Annotated in this window: 23 protein-coding genes; 14 read left to right on the top strand and 9 right to left on the bottom strand. The window is 67.0% G+C overall.

Annotated elements, in window-relative coordinates; translation table 11 throughout:
* The first annotated feature begins 284 nt into the window (after window positions 1–284).
* Window positions 285–1,130 carry a hypothetical protein gene (locus JMY28_RS08090; RefSeq protein ID WP_201695391.1) on the top strand — a complete coding sequence of 282 codons (846 nt, stop codon included), beginning with the start codon at window positions 285–287 and terminating at the stop codon, window positions 1,128–1,130.
* Window positions 1,131–1,368: 238 nt separating this feature from the next.
* On the opposite strand, the gene JMY28_RS08085 is transcribed toward JMY28_RS08090, so the two are convergent.
* Window positions 1,369–2,214 (bottom strand): aldo/keto reductase, encoded by an 846-nt coding sequence (locus JMY28_RS08085; protein ID WP_201695390.1) that lies wholly within the window; start codon window positions 2,212–2,214, stop codon window positions 1,369–1,371.
* A 158-nt stretch (window positions 2,215–2,372) separates the two neighbouring features.
* Between JMY28_RS08085 and JMY28_RS08080 the strand changes: the two genes are divergently transcribed.
* Window positions 2,373–3,119 carry a GntR family transcriptional regulator gene (locus JMY28_RS08080; protein WP_201695389.1) on the top strand — a complete coding sequence of 249 codons (747 nt, stop codon included), beginning with the start codon at window positions 2,373–2,375 and terminating at the stop codon, window positions 3,117–3,119.
* 42 nt (window positions 3,120–3,161) lie between these two features.
* Here the strand turns inward: JMY28_RS08080 and JMY28_RS08075 are convergent, their stop codons facing one another.
* Complete coding sequence (locus JMY28_RS08075) at window positions 3,162–4,595, bottom strand: CoA transferase (protein WP_201695388.1); 1,434 nt, start codon at window positions 4,593–4,595, stop codon at window positions 3,162–3,164.
* Window positions 4,596–4,739: 144 nt separating this feature from the next.
* Here JMY28_RS08075 and JMY28_RS08070 point away from each other — a divergent pair, with 144 nt between their 5' ends.
* The gene (locus tag JMY28_RS08070) at window positions 4,740–5,990 is read left to right on the top strand and encodes a citrate/2-methylcitrate synthase (RefSeq protein WP_201695387.1); all 1,251 of its coding nucleotides are present in this window, start codon (window positions 4,740–4,742) and stop codon (window positions 5,988–5,990) included.
* A gap of 46 nt (window positions 5,991–6,036) precedes the next feature.
* On the opposite strand, the gene JMY28_RS08065 is transcribed toward JMY28_RS08070, so the two are convergent.
* Window positions 6,037–6,417: a DUF2917 domain-containing protein gene (locus JMY28_RS08065; protein ID WP_201695386.1), complete on the bottom strand. Its 381-nt coding sequence runs from the start codon at window positions 6,415–6,417 to the stop codon at window positions 6,037–6,039.
* Between the two features lie 225 nt (window positions 6,418–6,642).
* On the opposite strand from JMY28_RS08065, the gene JMY28_RS08060 reads away from it, so the two are divergent.
* From JMY28_RS08060 to JMY28_RS08050, 3 genes are all read left to right on the top strand, one after another.
* Window positions 6,643–8,091 carry an aminotransferase-like domain-containing protein gene (locus JMY28_RS08060; protein WP_201695385.1) on the top strand — a complete coding sequence of 483 codons (1,449 nt, stop codon included), beginning with the start codon at window positions 6,643–6,645 and terminating at the stop codon, window positions 8,089–8,091.
* A gap of 129 nt (window positions 8,092–8,220) precedes the next feature.
* Window positions 8,221–9,663 (top strand): multidrug transporter subunit MdtD, encoded by a 1,443-nt coding sequence (gene mdtD / locus JMY28_RS08055; RefSeq protein ID WP_201695384.1) that lies wholly within the window; start codon window positions 8,221–8,223, stop codon window positions 9,661–9,663.
* A 294-nt stretch (window positions 9,664–9,957) separates the two neighbouring features.
* Window positions 9,958–11,229, top strand: coding sequence for an EAL domain-containing protein (locus JMY28_RS08050; RefSeq protein ID WP_201695383.1), 1,272 nt, complete (start codon window positions 9,958–9,960; stop codon window positions 11,227–11,229).
* A gap of 19 nt (window positions 11,230–11,248) precedes the next feature.
* On the opposite strand, the gene JMY28_RS08045 is transcribed toward JMY28_RS08050, so the two are convergent.
* Complete coding sequence (locus JMY28_RS08045) at window positions 11,249–12,346, bottom strand: sigma-70 family RNA polymerase sigma factor (protein ID WP_201695382.1); 1,098 nt, start codon at window positions 12,344–12,346, stop codon at window positions 11,249–11,251.
* Between the two features lie 190 nt (window positions 12,347–12,536).
* Between JMY28_RS08045 and clpP the strand changes: the two genes are divergently transcribed.
* Complete coding sequence (gene clpP, locus JMY28_RS08040) at window positions 12,537–13,181, top strand: ATP-dependent Clp endopeptidase proteolytic subunit ClpP (RefSeq protein WP_328809380.1); 645 nt, start codon at window positions 12,537–12,539, stop codon at window positions 13,179–13,181.
* Window positions 13,182–13,218: 37 nt separating this feature from the next.
* Here the strand turns inward: clpP and JMY28_RS08035 are convergent, their stop codons facing one another.
* A complete protein-coding gene (locus tag JMY28_RS08035; protein ID WP_201695381.1) occupies window positions 13,219–13,857 on the bottom strand; it encodes a TetR family transcriptional regulator in 639 nt (212 codons plus the stop codon).
* Window positions 13,858–13,920: 63 nt separating this feature from the next.
* On the opposite strand from JMY28_RS08035, the gene JMY28_RS08030 reads away from it, so the two are divergent.
* The gene (locus JMY28_RS08030; protein ID WP_201695380.1) at window positions 13,921–14,496 is read left to right on the top strand and encodes an isochorismatase family protein; all 576 of its coding nucleotides are present in this window, start codon (window positions 13,921–13,923) and stop codon (window positions 14,494–14,496) included.
* 114 nt (window positions 14,497–14,610) lie between these two features.
* On the opposite strand, the gene sodB is transcribed toward JMY28_RS08030, so the two are convergent.
* The gene (sodB, locus tag JMY28_RS08025; RefSeq protein ID WP_201695379.1) at window positions 14,611–15,189 is read right to left on the bottom strand and encodes a superoxide dismutase; all 579 of its coding nucleotides are present in this window, start codon (window positions 15,187–15,189) and stop codon (window positions 14,611–14,613) included.
* Window positions 15,190–15,654: 465 nt separating this feature from the next.
* The gene (gene xseA / locus JMY28_RS08020) at window positions 15,655–17,031 is read right to left on the bottom strand and encodes an exodeoxyribonuclease VII large subunit (RefSeq protein ID WP_201695378.1); all 1,377 of its coding nucleotides are present in this window, start codon (window positions 17,029–17,031) and stop codon (window positions 15,655–15,657) included.
* 554 nt (window positions 17,032–17,585) lie between these two features.
* Here xseA and lpxK point away from each other — a divergent pair.
* The 5 genes from lpxK to JMY28_RS07995 all read left to right on the top strand — a co-directional run bounded on the left by lpxK (window position 17,586) and on the right by JMY28_RS07995 (window position 21,753).
* Window positions 17,586–18,677: a tetraacyldisaccharide 4'-kinase gene (lpxK, locus tag JMY28_RS08015; RefSeq protein WP_201695377.1), complete on the top strand. Its 1,092-nt coding sequence runs from the start codon at window positions 17,586–17,588 to the stop codon at window positions 18,675–18,677.
* Window positions 18,658–18,861, top strand: coding sequence for a Trm112 family protein (locus JMY28_RS08010; protein WP_201695376.1), 204 nt, complete (start codon window positions 18,658–18,660; stop codon window positions 18,859–18,861). Before lpxK ends, JMY28_RS08010 begins: the two co-directional genes overlap by 20 nt.
* A 171-nt stretch (window positions 18,862–19,032) precedes the next feature.
* The gene (gene kdsB / locus JMY28_RS08005) at window positions 19,033–19,836 is read left to right on the top strand and encodes a 3-deoxy-manno-octulosonate cytidylyltransferase (protein ID WP_201695375.1); all 804 of its coding nucleotides are present in this window, start codon (window positions 19,033–19,035) and stop codon (window positions 19,834–19,836) included.
* Between the two features lie 302 nt (window positions 19,837–20,138).
* Window positions 20,139–20,801 carry an adenylate kinase gene (gene adk / locus JMY28_RS08000; protein ID WP_201695374.1) on the top strand — a complete coding sequence of 221 codons (663 nt, stop codon included), beginning with the start codon at window positions 20,139–20,141 and terminating at the stop codon, window positions 20,799–20,801.
* A 193-nt stretch (window positions 20,802–20,994) separates the two neighbouring features.
* A complete protein-coding gene (locus JMY28_RS07995) occupies window positions 20,995–21,753 on the top strand; it encodes a 3-hydroxyacyl-CoA dehydrogenase (protein WP_201695373.1) in 759 nt (252 codons plus the stop codon).
* A 77-nt stretch (window positions 21,754–21,830) separates the two neighbouring features.
* On the opposite strand, the gene JMY28_RS07990 is transcribed toward JMY28_RS07995, so the two are convergent.
* Both JMY28_RS07990 and murJ read right to left on the bottom strand, forming a co-directional pair.
* Entirely contained in the window at window positions 21,831–22,670 is an 840-nt protein-coding gene (locus JMY28_RS07990) for a SirB1 family protein (protein ID WP_201695604.1), read from the bottom strand.
* A gap of 5 nt (window positions 22,671–22,675) precedes the next feature.
* Window positions 22,676–24,226, bottom strand: coding sequence for a murein biosynthesis integral membrane protein MurJ (gene murJ, locus JMY28_RS07985; protein WP_201695372.1), 1,551 nt, complete (start codon window positions 24,224–24,226; stop codon window positions 22,676–22,678).
* Between the two features lie 412 nt (window positions 24,227–24,638).
* Between murJ and rpsT the strand changes: the two genes are divergently transcribed.
* Window positions 24,639–24,911 (top strand): 30S ribosomal protein S20, encoded by a 273-nt coding sequence (gene rpsT, locus JMY28_RS07980; protein ID WP_158759143.1) that lies wholly within the window; start codon window positions 24,639–24,641, stop codon window positions 24,909–24,911.
* The last annotated feature ends 97 nt before the right edge of the window (window positions 24,912–25,008 follow it).

The following is a 25,008-nucleotide window of genomic DNA, read 5'->3' as shown; positions in this document are numbered from 1 at the left end:
CGGACGGATGACCGGCTGCTCGACGCGCTTGTAATCTGCCGTCCCACGCCATGGGTCCCGACAATCCACAAGTAGTCCTGCATAAGCCGGTCATCCTGCGCGCGGCCTGACCGGATGCCTTCTGTTTGGCGAGTACCGCTCCAGCCGGATCGAAGAACCATCAATGCCGGCGCGAAGCGGGTTGCGAGCCTGACGGAGGCGGCGCACGCGAACAAGGCGTGCAGCCTGCACGGGGGCATGAGGGACGACAGTGCATCACGCTGCCGCCTCGCGGGGAGAACAAGATGAAAAAGACGAATACTCATCAGTACTGCTATTGGATTAGACGGGGAGCTGGCATGTGCGCGGTGGGCGCGGGCGTTCTGTTCCCCGCGATCACCGCTCACGCCGCAGGCGACGCCATCAATCCGGTGATCCTGCTCGCCGACGCACCTTTGCCGGCGAGCGGGGCGGAAGGCTTCGGAGCTTTCAGCGCGCCGGTTGCTGCTCAGTCGCCTGCCGCAGGTTCGCCTGCTGCCGGCATCTCGTCGAAAACTGATTCGGACTCCGATTCAGCTATCCTGGCGAGCGACGTTTCTACTGTGTTCGCACCGAATGATTGCATTAGCCGGACTACCGGCAGCGCGTGTTTTCGGGGCAACGGCGGCGGCCATGGCGGCTCGGGTTCGTCGGGTGGCAGCAACGGAAGCAGCGGCGGCGGTGCGGGCGCCGCTACGGCGAGCACGGGAGGGCTTGGCCGCAGCGGCAGTTCCGGCGTAGGAGGAATGGGACCGAGCGGTTCGGGAGGCGGTTCCAGCAACTCCGGCGGCGGGAAAGGCGGTGGTGGGAAAGGCAGTGGTGGAAACAACGGCGGTGGAAACAACGGCGGTGGCAACAACGGCGGTGGCAATAACAGCGGTGGCAACAACGGCGGCGGCAACAACGGCGGCGGCAGTTCAGGCGGGTGTGGCTGCGGCAGCCACGGCGGATCGGCAAGCGGCCCTTCGGGCGGACCCGCGGGCGGATTCGGCGGCGGCTTTGGCGGAGGTTTCGGCGGCTTCGGAGGTGGATTCGGCAAGGGTGGACCGTCGGGCGGCCCAGGCGGCGGGTACGGCGGCGGACACGGTGGCGGCCATGGCAGCGGTCATTGAGCCTGTACGGCGGTGCAGGCAGACCGCCGCAGCCACCCCGATCTGGCGCGATGGCCAGGCGCGCCAGTCCTGGCGTCGGCGGCGGCGTCCCGGTCCCCCGGCCGGGCACCGCCGCCGGGGGCCGGTCGCTGGATGCGCGATGCGCGTGGCGTTCCCAGGCGGCCACGCCGGCTGTCTGCTCGCGATACGCCGGCGAAGGCCATGACCGCGCGCGCGAAGCGCGTACCCCACTCGCGCCCTACAGCATCTCCAGCGGACGCTTGTTGCGTGGTGGCTTGAAATAAGCGTCGAGCGCCTCGTGCTCTTCGGCGCCGAGCACGAGATCGAGCGCCGCGCGGTTGTCGCGCACGTGCTCCACGCGTCCTGCCTTCGGAATCGCGCAGACCCCGCTCTGACCGAGGACCCATGCCATCGCCACGCGATACACCGACACGCCGTGCGCATGAGCAATGTCGTCGAGCGGCGAGCGCCTGGGCAAGCGCGCGTGATCGACGGGGCTATACGCCATCACCGGCATGCGATGCGCGGCGCTCCACGGCAGCAGGTCGAATTCGGCGCCGCGCCGCGCGATGTTGTAGAGGATCTGGTTGGTCGCGCATGCGTCGCCGCCGGGCGTGGCGAACAGTTCCTCCATGTCGTCGGTGTCGAAGTTGCTCACGCCCCAGTGGCGGATCTTGCCCGCCCGCACGAGCGCTTCGAACCCTTCGACCGTCTCTTCGAGCGGCACGCCGCCGCGCCAGTGCAGCAAATAGAGATCGAGCCGGTCGGTGCGCAGGCGTTTCAAGCTCGCCTCGCACGCGCGCGCAACGCCGCTGCGGCTCGCGTTGTGCGGATACACCTTGCTCACGAGAAACACCTCGTCACGCAGACCCTGCAAGGCCTCGCCGATGAGCCGCTCGGTCGCGCCGTCGCCGTACATCTCCGCGGTGTCGATGAGCGTCATGCCGAGCGCCACGCCTTCGCGCAACGCGGCAATTTCCGTCGCGCGATGCGCGCTGCGCTCGCCCATTTCCCACGTGCCCTGCCCGAGCTTCGGAATGCGTTCGCCGTCCGGCAATGCGACGCTTGCGATATCGGTCGTCATGATCTCCCTTTGCGCGCCGCAACGGCGCCCACTGGCAAAGAACGGCCAGTGTATCGCCTCGCGCGCAATGCGGTCATACACACTCTCGCAAGCCGTTCATTTCCGTGATCGCACGCCGATGACATAAAATTGCCGTTCGCCTTTCATGCCTGCCTCCCATGAACGCACCCACGGAAGACCGCTGGCGCGATCTGCGCCCGGACCCGGACAACGACACGCCGCTTTATTTGCAGCTCGCACGCAAGTTGAGCGTCGCGATTCACGACAATCGCTGGAACGCGGGCGAAGCCCTGCCTTCGGAGCGCGTACTCGCGGAGTCTCTCGGCGTTTCGCGCATCACGGCGCGCAAAGCGATTGCGCTGCTCGTCGAGCAGGGCCTGATTCGCCGCACGCAAGGCGCGGGCAGCTTCATCACGCCGCGTATCGAAGACCCGCTCTCGCGCCTCACGAGCTTCAGCGAGATGCTGCGCCACCGCGGCTTCACGCCAAGCTCGCGCTGGCTTTCGCGCGAGATCCAGCCCGCGAGCCGCGACGAGGTGATCCAGCTGGGCCTTTCGCCGGCGGCCGCCGTCACGCGCCTGAAACGCCTGCGTCTCGCGGACGGTATCGTCATGGCCGTCGAGAACTCGACTTTCCCCGCCGCGCTGATCCCCGACCCGAACGCGATCGGCGACTCGCTCTATAGCTTTCTCGAACAGCGCGGACTTTCGATCGTGCGCGCGCTGCAACACTTTCGCGCCGTGAATGCGAGCGAGGAAATCGCACGGCAGATGAGCATCGCGCCCAACGAGGCGCTGCTCCTCATCACGCGCGTGGGCTACACCGCCGATCAGCGCGCCATCGAACTCACCGATACGTACTGCCGCAACGACTACTACGATTTCGTCGCGGAATTGCGCAAGTAGCTCGCTCACACGCGCGCAGGCGCCTGATCGTGCCTGTTCGTTCTACCGCGCGTTCCACTCCGGCGCATCGCTGCCGATCGGCACCGGTGGCCGCGCGTGAAACGCGGGTGTGAGTTCGAGGCGCTCGGCGGGCGCCACCGTGCGCACCCGTCCGAACGGCGAATCCATTTCCTCCAGACAATCGGCGAGATCGGCGGCGCCCACCTCGGGTGACTGCTGGCCGTCTTCGAGTGTGCCCATCGTCTGCAGCCAGCGGCCCGTTTGCGCGAGCGAAAGGCGCACGTGCCAACTGCCGCCTTCGCGTGCGCGCCGCGCGAGCGCGACCATCGCGCCGAACGCCGCGAGATAGCCCGTGGCGTGATCGAGCGCCTGACACGGCAGCGGACGGGCCACGGTGAATGGCGGCGCGCTTTCGCGGCCGCCGTTGCCATGTTTTGCCGCGGCGACGCTCTCGGCCCACACAATCCCGCTCGCCGACTGCACGAGGCTGTCGAAGCCGCGCCGCTCACGCCACGGACCGCGATGCCCATACGCACTGATCGACACGCACACGATTCCGGGCCGCAACTGCGCGAGCGCTTCGGGCGCGAATCCGCGCGCGGCGAGCGCGCCCGGCCGGTAGCCTTGAACGAACACATCGGCGTCGCGCACGAGCGCGCGCAATTGCGCGCACGCCGCTTCGTCGCGCAGGTCGAGCGTGGCCGAGCGCTTGCTGCGGCCGTTGTCGATCACGAGCGGCGCGATGTTCGGCAAATGCGCTCCGTTGATGAGCAGCACGTCCGCGCCGTGTTGACCGAGGGTGCGCCCCGCCACCGGCCCCGCGATGATGCGCGTGAGGTCGAGCACGCGCACGCCTTCCAGAGGACGCGCGCCGGCGCCCGCGCGCGGCGCCTCGGCGCTCGCGTCGCCAATGCGCTCGATCTCGAAGAGCGGCAGGCTCGCCACCGCTTTCGCCTGCTCGTGCGCGGCCCATTCGCGCGGCGCGCGCACGAGTGCGGCGCACAGGCCCGCTTGCGCGAGCGCGTCGTCGAGCGCCGCGCCTTCCCAGCCGAGGATCGCGCGCGCCACGGCGTCACGGTCGTCCGCGCATTGGAGCACGCGCAGGATGCCCGCTAGGTGATGCGGGAAGTTCGCGTGTAGCTGGATCCAGCGGCCGTCGCCGGTCGGGAAGTGGCCCGTCACGGGATGACGCAGTTCCGTGGGCGGCTTGCCATCCACGCTCAAATAACGCTCGCTGCGAAACGCGGCCAGCGCCCGGCGCACGTCGATCGCCACGCGCTGCGTCCGGCCCTTACGTAACGCGTGCAGTTGCGCCGCTGCGAGCCCGGCCGCGCCAATGCTCGCCGCCGCGAGTGTGCCCACGCGAAAGATCGAGGGCAGGCCCGGATCGCCGCCTTCCATCTCGAGCCAGTCGAGCGCGGACGGATCGCAGCCCGCCAGCATCCAGAGGTGTTCGAGCGCGTCGCGTGGCGTCATGGTGTGCAGTCCTTTTGCGAGGGGAGCGGGAGAAAAATCAGGCGAAGTGATGTCACGCATCGTCGCGCCGCTCGAATCCAGGATCAATCTTGATTATCATGATCAACATAGATTAATTTCTCCGGTTCCAGGAGGCGAGCCACCATGTCCAGCTATATGACCGCGGAACAAGCCGCCGCCGAACTCGGCATCAGCCGGGCGACGCTCTACGCCTACGTGAGCCGCGGGCTGATCGCCTCGGCGCCCTCTCCCAATGGCCGCCACAACCACTACGACGCCGGCGAGGTGCGGCGCCTCGCGCGCCGCAAGGCCGACGGCAAGCGCGCGGGCAAGGTCGCGCAGAAGGTGCTCGACTGGGGCGTGCCCGTGCTCGAATCGTCGATCACGCTGATCGCCGACGGCAAGCTCTTCTATCGCGGCGAGGACGCCATCGCGCTCGCGCGCCAGGCCTCGCTCGAAGAGGTCGCGGCACTGCTCTGGCAATGCGCGCCGCGCCGCGTGCTGCAGGCGCCCGAGGCGCCCATCGCGGCCGCGCAATGGTCGGCGTGGCTGAAAATCTGGAGTGGGCACACGCCGCTCGAACGTGCGCTCGTGCTGTTGCCCGCCGCCGCCGCGCAAATGCCCCGCATCTGGGCGCAGGGCCGCGACGCGCAAATCGACACCGGTGCGATGCTCATGCGCCTGCTCGCCGCGGCGCTCGTTTCCGCCGCGCCGTCGAACGAGCCGCTGCACCGCCAGCTAGGCGAGGCATGGGGCGTGCGCTCACGCGCGCAAACCGACCTGCTGCGCGCGGCGCTCGTGCTGTGCGCCGACCACGAGCTGAACGCCTCTACGTTCACGGTGCGCTGCATCACCTCGACCGGCACGCATCTGTTTGGCGCGGCGACGGGCGGCCTTGCCGCGCTGGCCGGACCGCGCCACGGCGGCGAGACCACGCGCGTGGCCGCGCTCTTCGACGAGGCCGCGCGCGCCGATGACCTGCATCGCTATCTGGCCGACCGTCTCGCGCCCGACGAACTCGGCGCGGCTGTGCCGCTTTCCGGCTTCGGTCACCCGCTCTATCCCGACGGAGACCCGCGCGCGCGCCTGTTGCTCGACCTGCTCGCTCAGCGTGCGCCGGCGCGCTCGCCAATGGACGAAGTCGACGCGCTCGCCCAGGCCGTGGCCGAGACGAGCGGCGCGCGCCCGACGCTCGACTACGCGCTCGCGGCCATCGAGCGCGTGCTGGGACTGCCGCGCGGCGCGGCGTTCACGCTGTTCGCTGCCGGCCGCGTGACGGGCTGGATCGCCCATGCGCTCGAACAGACCGCCGATGGCCGGCTGATCCGCCCGCGCGCACGTTATGTGGGGGAAATGGCAGGCGATTTGAGGCATGCCGCGAAGCCCATCGCGTAACACGCACGACAAGCACGACAGGCGCGAGCGGGAAGCTCAACCCGGCTCAACCCGCCGCCCGGACACCCCATTGCCCGCGCTGCGCCCAGCCGCGCAACGCCTCGCCGATGCGCGCCGCGACGCCACTCGCGCCCGCCGCGCGTACACGTTCCATGTCGACTGGAGCGACCGTCCACGCCGGCGCGTCGGCGGTTGCGCCGCCCAGCGCCAGCACGAAACGTGCGCCCTCGCGGCCCGCGCTCACGTGTACGCGCACGCCCGCCGCGAGCCCGATCGATTCGCCGGCGCGCAGCCAGTAGTCACCGGCGTCGCCCGCGATCGTTAGCCAGATTTCGCCTTCGCTCACATGCAATTGCATTGCCTCTCCGAGCCGCCAGGTTTCGACGGGCTCGCCGTGTTCCAGTTCGAAGATTCGGATTTCGCGCATTGCCGTGCTCCTTGCAGACTGGCCGCCGAACACCTTCGGACGGCCACCGGAAGGCTTGCAGACAAGGACTTGAAGTGCCTTCCCGGTAGGAGCATTATTGCGATCAGTGACGGACGATCCCATGTACAGTTCCGAACAGTTCATCTGGAACTGTGCAGCGAAAAAACCGAACAGTCCTGCAGTTTCAACCCCCAGCGTGAAGCTGGCATACCCAACGAGACCCGGATGAAACTCGAACTCGACCGCGCGAGCGACGTGCCGCTCACCGACCAGATCGTCACCGGCGTACAGACGTGGATCCGTTCGCGCGCGGCGCACCCGGGCTCCCGCCTGCCGTCCATCCGCCAGTTCGCCACCGACTACGCCATCAGCCGCTTTCCCGTGATCGAGGCCTATGACCGGCTCGTCTCGCTCGGCTATCTCGACTCGCGCCACGGCTCGGGCTTTTACGTGAGCGAGCACGCGCGCTCGGGACTTTCCGGCATGGGCACCTGCGACCTGACGAACGCCGCCGACGAGTCGGGCCACCTGCTCAGCCAGCTCGAACGCGCGGACGAATCGCTGCAGCTCGACAGCGGCTCGATCCCACAGGCGTGGCGCGACATCGACGCGCTCGGCCAGGCGATCCGCCATGTGTCGCGCAGCGACCCCGCGAGCCTCGTCGACTACGGCACGCCAACCGGGGACGCCACGCTGCGCGAGCATCTGCGCAACCGACTCGCGCCGCTTGGCATCGTGGCCGAGACGCAGCAGATCCTCATCACCGAAGGCGCAAGCGAGGGCCTCGACCTGCTCATGCGCTACATGCTCAAGCCCGGCGATACGGTTTTCGTCGAAGACCCCGGCTACTACAACCTGTACGGTCTGCTCAAGCTGCACGGCGTGCGCCTCGTGGGTATCCGCCGCACGGCGAGCGGGCCCGATCTCGACCATATGCACGCGATGCTCGCCGAGCACCGCCCGCGCGCGTTCTTCGTCAACACGGTATTCCACAACCCGACCGGCTCGACGATCTCGCCGCCTGTCGCGTTCCGCTTGCTGCAGCTCGCGCGCGAGCACCGCTTCACGATCGTCGAGGACGACATCTACGCCGATTTCCAGGCCGACCCCACCGACCGCCTCGCGGCGCTCGACCAGTTCGAGCATGTCGTGTATGTGGGCGGGCTCTCGAAGACGCTCTCCTCGGCGCTGCGCGTGGGCTACGTGGTGGCCGACCCGGCGATCGTGCGCGACCTCGCGGCCATCAAGGCGCTGACCACCATCAGCGGCTCGCGCTTCACGCAGGCCGTGGCCGCCACGCTGCTCGAGCGCGGCGCGTACCGCAAATACCTCGAACGGCTGCGCCGGCGCATCGCCGAAGCGCAAGGGTCGGCCACGCGCACGCTCGAAGCGCATGGGTGGGAGCTGTTCGGCGGCGCGGCGACGGCTACAGCGTCGAGCGCGGCGCGCGGGTACGCGCAAACGGGCGGCAAGTTCGTCTGGGCGCGCGTGCCGCACGTGGAGGATTCGACGCGGCTCGCAGCCTGCGGCGAGCCACTCGGCGTAGCGGTCTCGCCGGGCAGCCACTTTCGCCCGCAAGGCGAGGCGAGCCCGTGGATTCGCATCAACGTGGCGCTCACGCTCGACCCGCGCGCCCAGGCGTTCTTCGCGGCGGCGGCGCGTCTCGGCGGATAAACACGCAGGCGCCGGGGCGCACGACACGCACGGCACACCGGACGCATACGCGGCAGCGGGCCCTGCCGTCTGCGCGCGCGCGCCGTTTTCCCTACAATGGCGCTTGCCTGCGCGCCCCACTCCTCGCCCATGTCCGAATCCACCGCTGCGTCCAGCACCACCCCGTCGCCCCGCTCGTTGTCCGTGATGCTGTGGCTCGTCGCCACCGGCTTCTTCATGCAGACGCTCGATTCGACCATCGTCAACACGGCCTTGCCGGCGATGGCGAAGAGTCTTGGCGAATTACCGTTGCGCATGCAATCAGTCGTGATCGCGTATTCGCTCACGATGGCGGTGATGATCCCCGTATCGGGATGGCTCGCGGACAAGCTCGGCACACGGCGTGTGTTTCTCGGCGCGATTTTCGTGTTCGCGCTCGGCTCGCTCCTCTGCGCGAGCGCGCATACGCTGAACCAGCTCGTGGTCTCGCGCATCGCGCAGGGCGTGGGCGGCGCGATGCTCCTGCCGGTCGGGCGGCTTGCCGTATTGCGCACGTTTCCCGCCGAGCGCTATCTGCCAGCGCTCTCGTTCGTGGCGATTCCGGGGCTGATCGGCCCGCTCATCGGCCCGACGCTCGGCGGCTGGCTCGTGCAGATCGCCTCGTGGCACTGGATCTTTCTCATCAACGTGCCGGTGGGCGTGGTGGGATGCATCGCCACCTTCATCTTCATGCCCGACAGCCGCAACCCCGACACGCCGCGCTTCGACCTGCCGGGCTACCTGCTGCTCGTCATCGGCATGCTCGCGATTTCGTTCGCGCTCGACGGGCGCAGCGAGTTCGGCATCCAGCACGCCACCGTGCTCGTGCTGTTCATCCTCTCGCTCGCCGCGTTCGTGGCCTACGGTCTGCACGCGGTACGCACGCCGCAGCCGATCTTTTCGCTCGATCTCTTCAAGATCCACACCTTCAGCGTGGGCCTGCTCGGCAATCTGTTCGCGCGCATCGGCAGCGGCGCGATGCCGTATCTGATTCCGCTGCTCTTGCAGGTGGCGCTCGGCTACACCGCCTTCCAGGCCGGCCTCATGATGCTGCCTACGGCCGCGGCGGGCATGTTCTCCAAGCGCCTCGTGACGTACCTCATCATGCGTTACGGCTACCGCAGCGTGCTGGTCTCGAACACCGTGCTCGTGGGCCTCATGATGGCGAGCTTCGCCCTTTCCACGCCGGGCGAGCCGCTGTGGATGCGCATCGCGCAACTGGCGATATTCGGCGGCGTGAACTCGATGCAGTTCACGGCGATGAACACGCTCACGCTCAAGGATTTAGGCACTGGCGGCGCAAGCAGCGGCAACAGCCTCTTCTCGCTCGTGCAGATGCTCTCGATGAGCCTTGGCGTGACCGTCGCGGGCGCGCTGCTCACGACCTTCACGGGCATCATGGGTCACAAGACGGGCGAGAATGTGATTCCGGCGTTCCACGCGACGTTTATTTGCGTGGGCATCATCACGGCGGGTTCGTCGTGGATCTTCGCGCAGCTCTCGTCGGACCTGCGGCGCACCGCGAAGAAGACCGATCCGTCCGAGCGGGCCTGATAAGGCGACGCCGCTGCAGGGGTCGCGACCATTGCAGCGCCAGTGCCGGCGCGCGCACCGCAAAGGTGCGGCGCGCCTCGGGGCCGTGCGTTGCCAGCGTTCGCGCCGCGTTCAGGCACCAACTCAGGAACATCGCGTGCACCGTCGCGAAATAGCGCGTGCGCCAGCGTACGGGCGATGACCACGAGGCTGCCACGGCACTTGGGGCTCGCATACTTTTTGCTGTCCTATCCTGTAAACTTGACGCTCACGCGTCCCGCCCGTCACGTCCGTCCCGCGCGCCATCGAAACGAAATGACCAGCATGATCGACCTCGATCCCCCCGGCTTCCAGTCTCGCCCCATTGCCGGCGAAGAAGGCGCCCGCCGCACCGTGCTGTACGGCGGCTACACCGTCTTCAGCGTGTTCCAGCCCGTGTTTTCGGTCGCGCACCGGCGCGCGATCGGCTATCACGCGTCGCTGCGCGCGCACGACGAGCAGGGCCAGCAAGCGCCGTCGCAGGAGGTGTTCACGCAGGCGGCGCGCCGCGGCGACCTGCTCGAACTGGGGCGCCTCGCGGAATCGCTGCATCTGGGCAACTTCAACGCGTTCGATTCGCATGACGAATGGCTCTTTCTGAGCCTGCATCCGGCCGCGCTGATGGACACGAGCTACGGCGACGCCCTGCTCGCCGGCCTCAAGGCGCTCGGCCTGCAGCCGCAGCGCGTGGTGCTCGAAGTGTCGGAGCAGGCGGGCGGCGAGAATTCGCGCTTCGCGGAAATCATCGACGGATTGCGCAAGGCGGGCTTCGTGATCGCGCTGGATGGCTTCGGCGCGAAGCATTCGAACATCGACCGCGTGTGGCAAGTGCGCCCCGACATCGTCACGCTCGATCGCAGCCTGCTCGCCCAGGCGAGCCGCCACGCGCATATCGAGCGCGTGCTGCCGGGGCTCGTCTCGATGCTGCACGAGTCGGGTCAGCTCGTGCTCGTGGGCGGGCTCTCGACCGAGCGCGACGCGCTGATCGCGCTGGAGAGCAACGCCGACTTCGTGCAGGGCGCTTATTTCGCACGGCCCGACGTCGAGCCGGTGCCGCCGGCCAAGGCCGCGCAGCTCATGGACGATCTTTCGGCGCGCCTGCGCGAGCGCGTGGCCGCGCGCGAGCGCTCGCAGTCCGCGCGTCTCGCGCCGTACGTGAGCGCCATCGAAGCGGCGGCGAAGCAGCTTGCCGAGGGCGTGAACATGAACGACGCCACGCTGCCGCTGCTAGGCCTCGACGACACGGCGCGCTGCTTCCTGCTCGACGCGTCGGGGCGCCAGATCGGCGACAACGTGCTGCCCGACGGCCGCACGTCGCAACGCGCCAAGCGCTTCCGGCCGCTGCTCCATTCGGAAGGCGCGAGCTGGGAGCGGCGGCCATATTTCATTGGTGCGATGAAGGCGCCGGGCCGCGTGCAGTTCACGCCCCCCTATCTGTCGATCAACGAGGCGCACCTGTGCGTCACGGCGTCGGTCGCCGTGCAGACGGAGCTCGGCGTCCAGGTGCTGTGCGTCGATATCAACTGGGACGCTGCCTTGCGCGGCTAGCTAGCGTTCGAGCCTCGCCTCAGGCCAGGGCGAGCGGCTGCGCGAGCAGCGTCGCGCAGCCGTGCGTGGTGGACGCTTGCGCGGTGACGCACAGCGTAGACACGCACGCCGCGCCGTCGCTCGAGGCGAGCCGGGCGAGCAGCCTGCGCACCGCATCGCCGCCGAAAGCCTGGTTGGCCGCCTGGAGCGCGCTTCCCTCTTCCATTGCCGCGACACAAACGACCGGCTCGGGCAACCCGTAGCGGTCGTCGCGCACATGCAGCCAGGCCGCGAGCGCGCCGTCCTGCGCGACGAGCGCCACGCCCGGCTCGCCGCCCAACGCAAGCGCCTCGGCGCGCAGAACGCGCGCGGGCAGCGTTTCTTGCGTGCCGTGGCGGTGAGCCACTTCGGCCACGCTCGATGCGACCAGCGCGGTTGCCGTCACGCCGAGCAAATCCATCAATCCCACGCGATCCTGCGCATGCAGCACATCGCGCAATCGCTCGACCGTGCGCGCGTGCTGCACTTTGTCGGCAGGAGCCGCTTGCGGCGCGGCCTCGCGGGCGAGCCGCACACGGGCACGCCGCACGATCTGCCGGCAATGCTCGTTCGTGCAGCCGGTGAGCGCGCCGATCTGCGCGTAGTCGCAGTCGAAGGCCTCGCGCAACACGAACACCGCCTGCTCGAGCGGTCCTAGCCTTTCGAGCAGCATCAGCAGCGCGTCCGAGAACCGCCGCGCACGCAAACCCGCCTCTTCCGCCGAGGGCGCCGCTTCTTCGAGCCACGCGGCCTCGTGTTCGCCCGCACTCTCCCGGCGCAAGCGCCGCAGCCGGTCGATCGCGAGGCGCACCGTGACCGTGGCGAGCCACGCCTGCGGAGCGCGCAAGGCTTGCGCGTCGGCGTCGCGCCAGCGGAACCATGCATCCTGCACGACGTCCTCGGCCTCCGCGCGGCTGCCCAGCACGCGCGTTGCCAGCGCAATGAGCCGCCCGCGCGCCGCGCCGAAGGCGGCGGCGCGGCGCGCGTCGGTCCACGCTTCTCCTCCAGGCCCGCCCTCCTCGCTCACTGGGGTCGCAGCCTCATTGCGCCCAGCGCCTTCCATATTCGTTCCTTCGATTGTGTCGATCGCCTGCGTCATTCGCTCCGCTCCTTCGCCTTGCGTGCTCGCTCCCGCCCGTTTCCCTCATGACGTTCGGCGCGAGGCAGACGTGACAGCCCCACGCAAAAATATTCTCGTCACGCGGCGGCCTTGCCGGGCGTCATGGCAGCAGTGGCGCAATTGCGCCGCCAACGTCAACAGCCGTCAACGGAAACACGCGAGGCCACTCATGCCATCCTTTGCACTGAATCATGCAGCAATGCCGCCGAGCGCGCTCAATCTCGTCCCGACCGTCATCGAAACATCGGGGCGCGGCGAGCGCGCCTACGACATCTACTCTCGCCTCTTGCGCGAGCGCATCGTGTTCCTCGTCGGGCCGGTGACCGAGCAGAGCGCCAGCCTCGTGGTCGCGCAACTGCTCTTTCTCGAAGCGGAAAACGCCGACAAGGACATCCACCTCTATATCAACTCGCCGGGCGGTTCGGTCTACGACGGACTCGCCATCTACGACACGATGCAGTTCATCAAGCCCGATGTCTCGACGCTGTGCACGGGTTTTGCGGCCAGCATGGGGTCGTTCCTGCTCGCTGCGGGCGCGCCTGAAAAACGCTTCGCACTACCAAATGCGCGCATCATGATCCATCAGCCTTCGGGAGGCGGCCAGGGCACCGCTGCCGATGTCGAGTTGCAGGCGCGCGAAATCCTTTACCTGCGCGAGCGCTTGAACGCGATGCTCGCCGCGCGCACTGGACGCGGCATCGAGCAGATCGCGCACGACAGCGACCGCGACAATTTCATGTCGGCACAAGCCGCCGCGGAGTATGGCCTGATCGACCGCGTGCTGACGTCGCGCGACGAGCCGCTACTGCGCTAAGGCGCGGTGCGGGTGCGGGTGCGTTTGCCTCGCGGTCTCACGCGAGCCGCACGGCGAGCCACGCCGCCAGCACGCCCTTGTACTCGGCGACCAGCAGCTTGCGCTCCTTCGGTTTCGCCGCGGCGTATAGTGGATTGAGGCTCTTGATGACCTGCAGCATGACTTCGGCCACGCGATAGGCCTCGTCGGACGAAAGCGCCGGCTGATAACGCAGGAAGAGCGCCGTGAAGCGCTGGCGCAGCAGATTGCGCACGGCCGCATCGCGCTTGAAGCCAAGCGGCACGGAAAGCAGCGGCAAATAAGCGGGATAGTCGTGCATCAGATCGACCATCAAGTCGAACAGGCGCTCGACCAGTTCTGCGAGCGGCAGTTTGCCCACGTCGTCGTGCGCGGCGATGAGCGTGCTCCAGCGCGCGTCCATCTCGTTGCCGTAACGCTGGCGCAACGCGAGAGCCAGTGCCTCCTTGTTCGGAAAGTACTGGTACGCCGCGCCCACCGAAACGCCCGCCTGCTGCGCGATCTGCGTCATCGTCGCCGCTTCGAAGCCGCGCTCGGCGAACGCTTCGCCCGCGGCTTCGAGCAGCGTGTCCACGGTGCGCGCCGCGCGTTCCTGGCGCGGCACGCGCCGTGCGTCTTCCTTTTGCGCCTCTTTTCGCGCGAGCGGGTCTGCCGCCATATCTGAAGCCTCCCTCACATTCGTGTATGATTATGTGAAGCCATCCTCACATATAGGTGAACCATGACGCAAGCACTTTCACTGAACGCGCGCACCACGGCGCTCGTGATGATCGACCTCCAGCACGGCATCGTCGGCCGCCAGATCGCGCCCTATAGCGGCGCACAGGTCGTGGCCAAGGCCAAGCCGCTGGCCGACGCCTTGCGCGCCAAGGGCGGCACCGTCGTCTGGGTCCACGTGCTCCTGAACGAGCTGCTCGCGCTGCCCGCTGACGCGCCCGGACGCACACCCGACACGCCGCCCGCACCGGCCGAGGCCTCCGAACTCGTGCCCGAGATCGGCGCTCAAGCCGGCGACGTGATCATCGCCAAGCGCCAATGGGGCGCGTTCTACGGCACCAACCTCGAGCAGCAGTTGCGCCGCCGCGGCATCGACACCATCGTGATCGGCGGCATCGCCACGAACTTCGGCGTCGAATCCACCGCGCGCGCGGCGTTCGATCTCGGCTTCAAGCTCGTGTTCGTCGAAGACGCCACTTCGGGTCTGAACGAAGAGATGCATCACTTCTCGTTCAACAAGCTGTTCCCCCACATGGGCCACGTGCGCTCGACGCAGGAAACCATCGCGGCTTTTGCGTAAAACACTTCACGCAAAACAAAAAAGCCCTCGATTCGCATCGAGGGCTTTTTGCATGTGCCGCAGCTATTGCGGCACGCGGAACAAGCTTCGTATTACGTAAAACTCACGTAAAACTCACGCGAAGTTTTGCGCTGCGAAGTTCCAGTTCACGATGTTCCAGAACGCTTCGACGAACTTCGGACGCGCGTTGCGGTAGTCGATGTAGTAAGCATGTTCCCACACGTCGATCGTGAGGAGCGCCTTCGCGTCGGTCGTGAGCGGCGTGGCGGCGTTGCTGGTCGACACGATGTCGAGCGAGCCGTCTGCCTTCTTCACGAGCCACGTCCAGCCCGAACCGAAGTTGCCCACTGCAGCCTTCGTGAAGGCTTCCTTGAACGCGTCGTAGGAGCCCCACTTCGCGTTGATCGCGTCGCCGAGCGCGCCCGACGGTGCGCCGCCGCCCTGCGGCGAGAGGCTGTTCCAGAAGAACGTGTGATTCCAGATCTGCGCCGAGTTGTTGAACACGCCACCCGACGACTTCTTGACGATCTCTTCGAGCGAGAGGTTTTCGAACTCGGTGCCCGGAATCAGATTGTTCAGATTCGTGACGTAAGCCTGATGGTGCTTGCCGTAGTGGAACTCGAGCGTCTCTTCCGACATGTGCGGAACGAGGGCGTTCTTCGCGAACGGCAGCGGCGGGAGCGTAAATGACATGATGCGGTTCCTTCGTCGTGTTATGGGGAGTTCTGCGTGATAACCGGCATGGAGCACTCGATTGTAGGCGAGTTGGAATAACCCCGCAAACGAGCGGCCTTTATGCCGGATATCGTTTGCGCGGGGCTTTTGCGGATGAACCGCTACGCGGTTTTTCGCCGATTCCTGACCTCATGCGTGCCGCGCTGCGTCGATTGCACAGCGCGTGATGCGCGATCAACGATGCTCGAACAGCGCTCACGAAGCCACGTAATCCATGCCGGAGTCGCGCGCAGACAAAACAGCTGCAATCGCATTGCAATCTCCGCGCAACCGGCATGCAAACTTCCTGCAACGAGACTGCAACAATCGCTCGCCGCCGCGATTTTTCGTCGTGGAGCAAGCGATCGTGCGATTGCGCCAGATTGCGCCGGTTCTTCCTTGCGCAGCAAACCGCGAGCCTGACTGCTTGACTGCGTGCCTGTTTCAGAAACCGTCGGCGAGGCGCGGCTGGACATCGGCGAGCGCGACGTCGGCGCTGCCCTGTGCGAGATGCACCGTGAGTCGCTTGCCGGGCTTGAGCGCGGCGGGCGAACGCACGGCCGCGCCGCTTTGCGCGTCGAGCAGCGCTGCATAGCCGCGCTCGAACGTACGCTGCGGACTCAGCACTTCGAGCCGCGCCGTGAGCTCCGAGACGCGCGCCGCTTCGCGCTCGCGCAGGCGCGCGAAGGCGCCGTCCAGACGTCGGCCAAGCGACTCGAGTTGCGCGCGCTGCGCAGTGGCGTCGGGCCGCGCGCGCTGCCAGCGCATCTGCATGACGTTCAGGCGCGCACGCGCCTCGGCGCTGGCACGCGAGCCCGCCGATGCGAGCCGTATCGTCAATTGGCGCAAATGCGTGCGCTGCTGCGCAAGCCGCTCGACGGGAGAAACGAGCCGGCGCGCCAGCCAGTCGAGCTGCTGCGAGCGCCGCTCGAGCAGGCGGCCGAAATCGCGCGCAAGCGCGGCATGGCGCTGGTCGAGGTCGCGCAGCAGCAGCGTGCGCTGCGGGCTGACGAGTTCAGCCGCGCCAGTGGGGGTCGGCGCGCGCATGTCGGCGGCAAAATCGGCGATCGTGAAATCGGTTTCGTGTCCTACTCCGCTCACCACGGGAATGGCGCTGGCTGCGATCGCGCGGGCAAGCGCCTCGTCGTTGAACGACCACAGGTCCTCGATCGAGCCGCCGCCGCGGCACAGCACGAGCACGTCCACTTCGTTGCGCGCGTTCGCGGTCTCCAGCATCGCCGTGAGCTTTTCGGCCGAGCCCGCGCCCTGCACCGGCGCGGGATAGACGATCACCGGCACGTGCGGCGCACGGCGGCACAGCGTGGTGAGCACGTCGCGCAGCGCGGCGGCCTGCATCGACGTAATGACGCCGATGGCGCGCGGATGCGAAGGCAGCGCGCGTTTGCGCTCGGGGTCGAAGAGCCCTTCGGCCTCGAGTTGCGCCTTCAGTCGCAGGAAAGCTTCGTAGAGCCGGCCCTGGCCGGTGCGCCGCACGGCCTCGACGTTCAGCTGGAGTTCGCCGCGCGGTTCGTACATCGTGACGAGCGCGCGCACTTCGATACGGTCACCTTCGCGCGGCGTGAATTCGGCGTACTGCGCGCGGCCGCGGAACATCACGCAGCGAATCTGCGCCTGGGCGTCCTTGATCGAGAAGTACCAGTGGCCACTCGCGGCGCGCGTAAAGTTGGAAACTTCGCCGGAAATCCATGCAAGCGGGAACGTGCGCTCGAGCATCGAGGCGATCGCCCGGTTGAGCGCCGAGACCGGCACGACGACGTCGCCCGAAGGCGCGGAAGAAGCGGAGAATCGGTCGGATAGCATGCGAAAGGGTATGGAGAAACGTCGGCCGGACAGACGATAGACCGTTCGGGGGGCGACAGTCCAGCACGAATGAGACCCGGCCCGCAAGCTCCGCGAAGTGTCCACATCGGCGCCGTCATGCGGCAAGTTGACCGCACCCTACCCGCAAACGCTGAAAAAATAACCCATCCTATTGATTTTTATACGCTTTTTATCTCTATAACATCCTTACAGACCGATGGGGAGGCCGAAGAATGGGCCTTTCAGCCTTCCCGGGACCTACTTCTCCACAAAGTTATCCACAGGCGGCGAGTTTTCGGACGTTTTGCACACCTTGCAGACAGCCGACAATGGCGTGCTGCCAGCCAGCTTGCCGCGTAGCGCCTACCCGCGCTAGAGTGCCGGGTTCACGACCGCCTGTGCCGCGCCACGCGAAGCGCCAGGCGCTCGCATACGCAGGTCATTCGTCTGCCGTCTTGTTTGTCGCTCACCTCGAACCGGAGAACCGACCCGATGCCCGCCCTGCCTGTCAGCTTCCCGCATGCCGCGCGCGGCGCTTCGGGCGCAAATTGCCGATGAGCGGCCCCGTCCCTCGTCTCAAGGAACGCCTCGAAGCGCAGTTTGCGCACGCCTGGCAACGCCGCGGCGCGCTCGCCTGGGCGCTCACGCCGCTCGCCGCCGTGTTCGCCGCCGTGAGCGGCGCGCGACGCGCCGCCTTCGCGGCAGGCTGGTTCAAGAGCGTGCGCGTGGGCGTACCCGTGGTGGTGGTCGGTAACGTGACCGTGGGCGGCACGGGCAAGACGCCCACGGTGATCGCGCTCGTCGAGGCGCTGCGCGCAGCGGGCTTCTCGCCCGGCGTGGTCTCGCGCGGGTACGGCGCGAAAATCGCACGCCCTACGCCCGTCACGGCGGATACGCCCGCGCGCCTTTGCGGTGACGAACCCTTGCTGATCGCCCGCCGCACGGGCGTGCCCGTGTGGGTCTCGCCTGACCGCGTCGCGGCGGCCACGGCGCTGTGCGGCGCTCACAGCGACGTCGACGTGATCGTGAGCGACGACGGCCTCCAGCACTACCGCCTCGCGCGCGACGTCGAGATCGTGGTGTTCGACCATCGCCTGGGCGGCAATGGCTTTCCGTTGCCCGCGGGCCCGCTGCGCGAGCCGCTTTCGCGCAGCCGCGACGCCACGCTCATCAACAATCCGTTCGAGCGCGCGCTGCCGCCCTGGCCCAATACGTTCGCGCTCAAACTCGAACCCGGCGACGCCTGGCATCTCGCCAATCCGGCGCTGCGCCGTCCACTCGCGCAGTTTGCCGCTGGCGCGGCCGCGCCGGGGCAAGGCGCCCGAATTACGCCGGACGGACAAGGGTCGCAGCCCGCGCTGCGTATCGTCGCGGCGGCAGGCATCGGTTCGCCGGAGCGTTTTTTCGCGACGCTGCGCGCCGCCGGCCTTGCGCCGCAAACCCTGCCGCTGCCCGACCACTACGCCTACGCGACCAACCCGTTCGCCGATGTCGCTGCCGACGCGATCCTGGTCACCGAAAAGGATGCAGTAAAATTGGGGTCCTGGAACGACGCGCGCATCTGGGTCGTCCCCGTCGAAGCCGCGCTCGATCATCGCCTCATTACCCTGGTTGTGGAGAAACTCCGTGGACGCTCGTCTGCTTGAAATCCTGGTCTGCCCGATCTGCAAGGGCCCGCTCAGCTATGACCGCGCCGCGCAGGAGCTGATCTGCAACGCCGACAAGCTCGCCTACCCGATCCGCGACGGCATCCCGGTCATGCTCGTCGACGAAGCGCGTCAAACCGTGGAAGGCACGCCGGTCGATCCGCAAGGCCCAAGCGCCGCGTAAGGCGCGCTGGCGGCGCGTCGCGCGCCGCCAGGCGGCTGCAACTCCGCTCACCCCGTCTTTCCGGCTGGAAGCCGAGCTACGCGCGCCGCCCCCGGCGCGCTGTCGTCTTCAAAGGCGGTTCCCAGAACCGCTTATCCCTAATCCCGTTTCCTGTCCTTGCCCCAACTGGCCATGACCGCTCCCGTGCAACCCTTCATCGCCGTCGTCCCGGCGCGCCTCGCATCCACGCGGCTGCCCAACAAACCGCTGGCCGACATCGGCGGCAAGCCTATGGTGGTGCGTGTGGCCGAGCGCGCGCGCGACTCGGGTGCGCAGAAGGTGCTGATCGCCTCGGACGCCCAGAGCGTGCTCGACGCCGCACGCGACCACGGTTTCGAGGCCGTGCTCACGCGCGCCGATCACCCGTCGGGCACCGACCGCCTCGCTGAAGTCGCCGAACAGTACGGCTGGAGCGACGAGACGATCGTGGTCAACGTCCAGGGCGACGAGCCGCTGATCGACCCCGCGCTCGTGTGCGACGTTGCGTCGCACCTTGCCGCGCATCCCGAATGCGCGATCGCCACCGCGGCGCATCCCATCACGGCGCCCGAGGAAATCTTCAGCCCGAACGTCGTGAAGGTCGTGCTGGACGCGCGCGGCGTGGCGCTCTACTTCTCCCGCGCGCCTATTCCCTGGGCCCGCGACGCCTGGCAGCCGCACTGGTCGCCGGCGCGCCTCGACCTCGGCGCAATGCCCGCCCCACCGGCTCCCGCGACCGTCTATCGGCATATCGGCCTGTACGCGTACCGCGCGAAATTCCTGCGCAGCTACCCCTCGCTCGCGCATTCGCCGATCGAGCAGGTCGAGGCGCTGGAGCAGCTTCGCGCGATGTGGCACGGCGAGCGCATCGCGGTGCTCGTGACGGCCGAAGCACCCGCGCCGGGCGTCGACACGGCCGCCGACCTCGCCCGCGTGCAGGCGTTATACCGGCCTTAATTCCGTCCGTGGGGCAAAAATCCCATGGCATAATCAATTGTTTGCGCGAGCCGTCTAAAGCCTTTGTGCGTCGGGGTTTCCCCGCTATTCGGTACCGTCTTGCAGCGCCGCTCCGTGTCTTGTGCGAGTCATAGACACCGGGCGAAAGCCGCGCGGGACGGGCCGTCGCCCCCACCAGCACTGCCTCGACGGGGCCGTGAGCGAACGGGCAAGGAGACGCACGACGCTGACGATGCTGTCTCACCACGCGTGTGGTGCAGCTGCCGCGCCGCAAGAATTCACACAGATCGGAGATTGTTCACATGCGTTTGATCCTGTTGGGCGCCCCGGGCGCGGGCAAGGGAACCCAGGCAAGCTTCATCAAGGAAAAGTTCGGCATTCCGCAAATCTCGACGGGCGACATGCTGCGCGCAGCCGTCAAGGCCGGTACGCCGCTTGGCCTCGAGGCGAAGCGATTCATGGACGCCGGCGAGCTCGTCACCGACGAACTCATCATCAATCTCGTGAAGGAGCGCCTTCAGGAGCCCGACTGCAAGAACGGCTACCTGTTCGACGGCTTCCCGCGCACGCTGCCGCAAGCCGAAGCCATGAAGCAGGCAGGCGTCGCGATCGACTACGTGCTCGAGATCGACGTGCCGTTCGACGAGATCATCACGCGCATGAGCGGCCGCCGCATGCACCCGGCTTCGGGCCGCACGTATCACGTCAAGTTCAATCCGCCCAAGGTCGACATGACGGACGACGTCACGGGCGAACCGCTCGTCCAGCGCGACGACGACAAGGAAGAAACGGTGCGCAAGCGTCTGGACGTGTACGTCGCCCAGACCAAGCCGCTCATCGCCTACTACAGCGACTGGGCGAAGCGCGGTGAAGAAAGCGGCGTGCAGCCGCCGCAGTATCGCGCCATCTCGGGCCTCGGCAGCGTCGACGAGATTCGCGAGCGCGCATTCGAAGCGCTCAAGTGAGCGATTCAACGTCCGGTTAAAAGCATAATTCGAAGCCGGTTTCGGCTTTCAAGCTGGTTTGCCTGCGGGCCGGCTGGCGCCGCACTCCTGAGGTCACTCGGGACGCGACGCCAGCCGGCCCGCTTTGTTTTTGCGTGGCCTTGCGTGGACTCCCGCTCTGCGTAAGACACAGCCCAACGACAGGAGACGAAACATGCAGATCCGCGGCAACGTATTTCTCATCACCGGCGGCGCGTCGGGGCTCGGCGCGGCAAGCGCACGTCTCATCGCGGCCGAGGGCGGCAAGGTCGTCATCGCCGACCTCAACGAGGACGCGGGCAACGCACTTGCGACGGAACTGGGCGGCGCGTTCGTGAAGTGCAACGTCGCGAGCGAAGACGACGGCGCGCGCGCTGTGGCCGCCGCAACCGCGCTCGGCACGCTGCGCGGCCTCGTGAACTGCGCGGGCATCGCGCCCGCCGTCAAGACCGTGGGCAAGGACGGCCCGCATCCGCTCGACACGTTCTCGAAGACGATCTCGGTCAATCTGATCGGCACTTTCAACATGATCCGCCTCGCGGCGGCCGCGATCGCCGTGACGGCACCCGGCGAGGGCGGCGAGCGCGGCGTGATCGTCAACACGGCGTCGGTGGCCGCGTATGACGGCCAGATCGGCCAGGCGGCCTACGCCGCGTCGAAGGGCGGTGTCGTCGCGATGACGCTGCCGATCGCGCGCGACCTTTCGCGCAGCGGCATCCGCGTGATGACGATCGCGCCCGGCATCTTCGAAACGCCGATGCTGCTCGGTATGCCCAAAGAGGTGCAGGATGCGCTCGGCGCGATGGTCCCGTTCCCGCCGCGCCTCGGCAAGCCGGATGAATACGCGATGCTGGTCAAGCAAATCGTCGAGAATCCGATGCTCAACGGCGAGGTGATCCGTCTGGACGGCGCGATCCGCATGCAGCCGAAGTAGCGGCGCGCACGGCTTCCCGAAAAAAAAACCCGCGAGATTCGTCGCGGGCTTTTTTGTCTGCGGCCTGACCGAGGGCTTCAGTCGTTATCGAGCGTGCGCTGGCGCAGCTCATGCAGCTGCGCCTCGACCACGGTCGCGTCTTGCGCGTCGGGGCGCTCGTCGAGGTAGTGTTCGAGGTCTTCGAGCGCGGGGCGCAGATAGTCGAGCCGCGCATAAGCGAACCCGCGGTCGCGCACTTCCTCGATGCTCTCGGGCAGCAGGATCACGAGCCGCTGCTGGATGGCCAGCAGGCGCTGCCAGCGTTCGGTCTGCAGATACACCGACTTCAGGTTGCGCAGCATGCGCGCGACGATCTCGCGGCGCGTGGCCGGCTCGAGCAACATGCGCAGCGCACGCGCCACGGAATCGCCGGCGTTGGCCACGAACGGTTCGAGCATCTCCACCATGTCGGACTCGGTGAGCGTGCGGCCCGTGGTGGGATCGAGCATCTCGTCGCCTTCGGGCAGCGCGACGCGCAGCAGAAAATGTCCCGGAAACGATACGCCCTTCACCGGCAGCCCGAGCTGCGTGGCCATTTCCAGATACAGCACCGCCAGCGAAATGGGTATGCCGCGCCGGCGCTTGAGCACGACGTTCAGGTGGCTGTTTTCGGGGTCGAGAAAGTCGTTGAGGTTGGCCGCAAAGCCCATCTCGCGAAAAAAGCAGCGGTTGAGCACGGCGACCTGTTGGCGCACGTCCGCCCCTTCGGGCATGCGGCGGCGCACGCGCAGCGCGAGTTCGTCGATCTCGGCGAGCGTGCCTTGCAGATCGAGATCGGGATACGCGTCCTGCGCGATCGCGAGCGCCGCCTCGGTGAGCGGCAGGCTCTCGTCGTCGGCAACGAGCGCGCTGAAATAATCCAGTACCCGCGTAGTCATCGTCGTCACTTCGCCCGCCTCTTGAAGTACGCGTATTTGAAGCCCATGAGCCAAAGCATACCGAAATATAACGCCGCGAACAGAACGAGGCACGCACCGAGCAAGGCGATGCGCGCGAGCGGTTCATGACGCAGTGCGATCCAGTCGTAGCTGATGGCGCACCAGTGCATCGCGCCCGCCAACACGAGACATGCCCCGAGCAACTGCACGAAGAACGTCGTCCAGCCCGAGGACGGCATGTAGATGCCGCGCCGGCGCAGCCCGATGAAAAGCAGTAGCGCGTTCATGCAGGCGCCAAGGCCGACCGAGAGCGTGAGGCCCGCGTGCGAGAAGATCGGCACGAAGATGTAGTTGCTGATCTGCGTGGCGATGAGCACGCCCACACCGATCTTGACCGGCGTTTTGATGTCCTGGCGCGCGTAGAACCCGGGCGCGAGGATCTTGATCAGGATGAGGCCGACGAGCCCAACCCCGTACGCGGCGAGCGCGCGGCCCGTCATGATGACGGACGTGGCGTCGAATTTGCCGTAGTGAAAGAGCGTGGCCGTGAGCGGCTCGGCGAAGAAGAACAGCGCAACGGCCGAAGGCGCGGCAAGCAGGAACGTCACGCGCAGGCCCCAGTCGAGCAGCGCCGAGTACTCGTGCGGATCGGCATCGACGTGCGCTTTCGAGAGGCTGGGCAGCAGGATCGTACCGAGCGCCACGCCGAGCAGCGCAGTGGGGAATTCCATCAGGCGGTCGGCGTAATTGATCCACGACACCGCGCCGGGTCCGAGACGCGAGGCGATATTCGTGTTGATGATGAGGCTGATCTGCGCGACCGAGACGGCGAACATGGCGGGCACCATCTTCGCTAGCACGCGCTTTACGCCCCGGTGCGCGAGCGCCTTGAGCGGATTCAGGCCGATGCGCGGCATCATGTCGATGCGCTTGAGCCCCGGCAATTGCACGATGAACTGCAGCACCCCGCCCACGATCACGGCCCACGCAAGCGCGTAGACGGGCTGCTTCATGTGCGGTGCGAAGGCCACGGCGGCCGTAATGAACGAGACGTTGAGCAGCACCGGCGCGAACGCGGGCAGCGAGAACTGCTTGTACGTGTTGAGCACGCCGGACGCGAGCGACGTCAGCGAGATGAACACGATATAGGGGAACATGATGCGCGTCATCGTGACGGCGAGCGGAAACGCTTGCCCGTCGCTCTTCAAGCCCGAGGCGACCACGATCACGACGAACGACGCGCCGAAAATGCCAAGCACCGAGAGGATCGCGAGCACCCAGGCGAGCACGGTCGACGTGGCGTCGACGAGCGCGCGCGTGGCGTCGTGGCCCTTCTGGTTCTTGAATTCCGCGAGAATCGGCACGAACGCCTGCGAAAAGGCGCCCTCCGCCGAGATGCGGCGCAGCAGGTTGGGAATACGAAACGCGACGTAGAAGGCGTCGGTGTACTGGCTCGCGCCAAACGCGCGAGCAATCAGCGTTTCTCGGGCCAGACCGGTCACGCGCGACAGCAGCGTGAAGCCGCTGACTGTCAGCAGGGCTCGGAATAGATTCATGGGGCGGCTATTATACGGGCGCCTTGCGCTCCATCGCGGATGCGCGGCGCGATGGTCGACGCAAAACCCGCGCGACGGCGCAGACGAACGGGAGGCAAAGACAAAACGCGGTGAGTGTGACCACGTCGCGTTAAAGGCGTTCACCTCCGACGGCGCTTGTCTTCGCCGAAGCGCCGGGATTGCCACGCTGATGATTCTGTTGCTATAATCGTTGATTCGGGTTCTCTCAGGGGGCTCGAAGCGCGTCTTGGAAAGGGGGCAGGAAAGCTGCTCTGGCACAAAAGGCGCGGCCGGTTTTGAGCAATCCGAACTGGCAAATACCGTTTTGGACTCTCAGGCAACGCTGCCGAAGGTTCAAATCCAGGCAAAGAGCGTCGGCCAGGTCCACGCTCCGCAATCACAAGGAATCGCAATGGCAAACTCCGCACAAGCACGCAAGCGCGCCCGTCAGGCCGCGAAGGCAAACTCGCACAACTCGGCACTGCGCTCGAAGTTCCGCACCGCCATCAAGGCCGTTCGCAAGGCAATCGACGCCGGCGACCAGGCTAAGGCTGCTGAAGTTCTGAAGGCAGCGGGCAAGACGCTCGACATCATCGCCGACAAGAAGATCGTTCACAAGAACAAGGCCGCTCGCAACAAGAGCCGTCTCGCTGCTGCCGTCAAGGCAATGCAAGCTGCGCAGTAAAGAGATTCGGACTGTCGGCCACGGCTGGCAGCCCTCTCTTTGAGCTGCACGACAAAAAACCCGCTTCGGCGGGTTTTTTTTTCTGTCGGGCACAAAA

Origin of the sequence: Paraburkholderia hiiakae, from assembly GCF_904848665.1 — a bacterium.
Lineage (GTDB): Bacteria > Pseudomonadota > Gammaproteobacteria > Burkholderiales > Burkholderiaceae > Paraburkholderia > Paraburkholderia hiiakae.
Note: the sequence above shows the minus strand (reverse complement) of the source record. Positions and strands in the feature narration are given on the sequence as shown.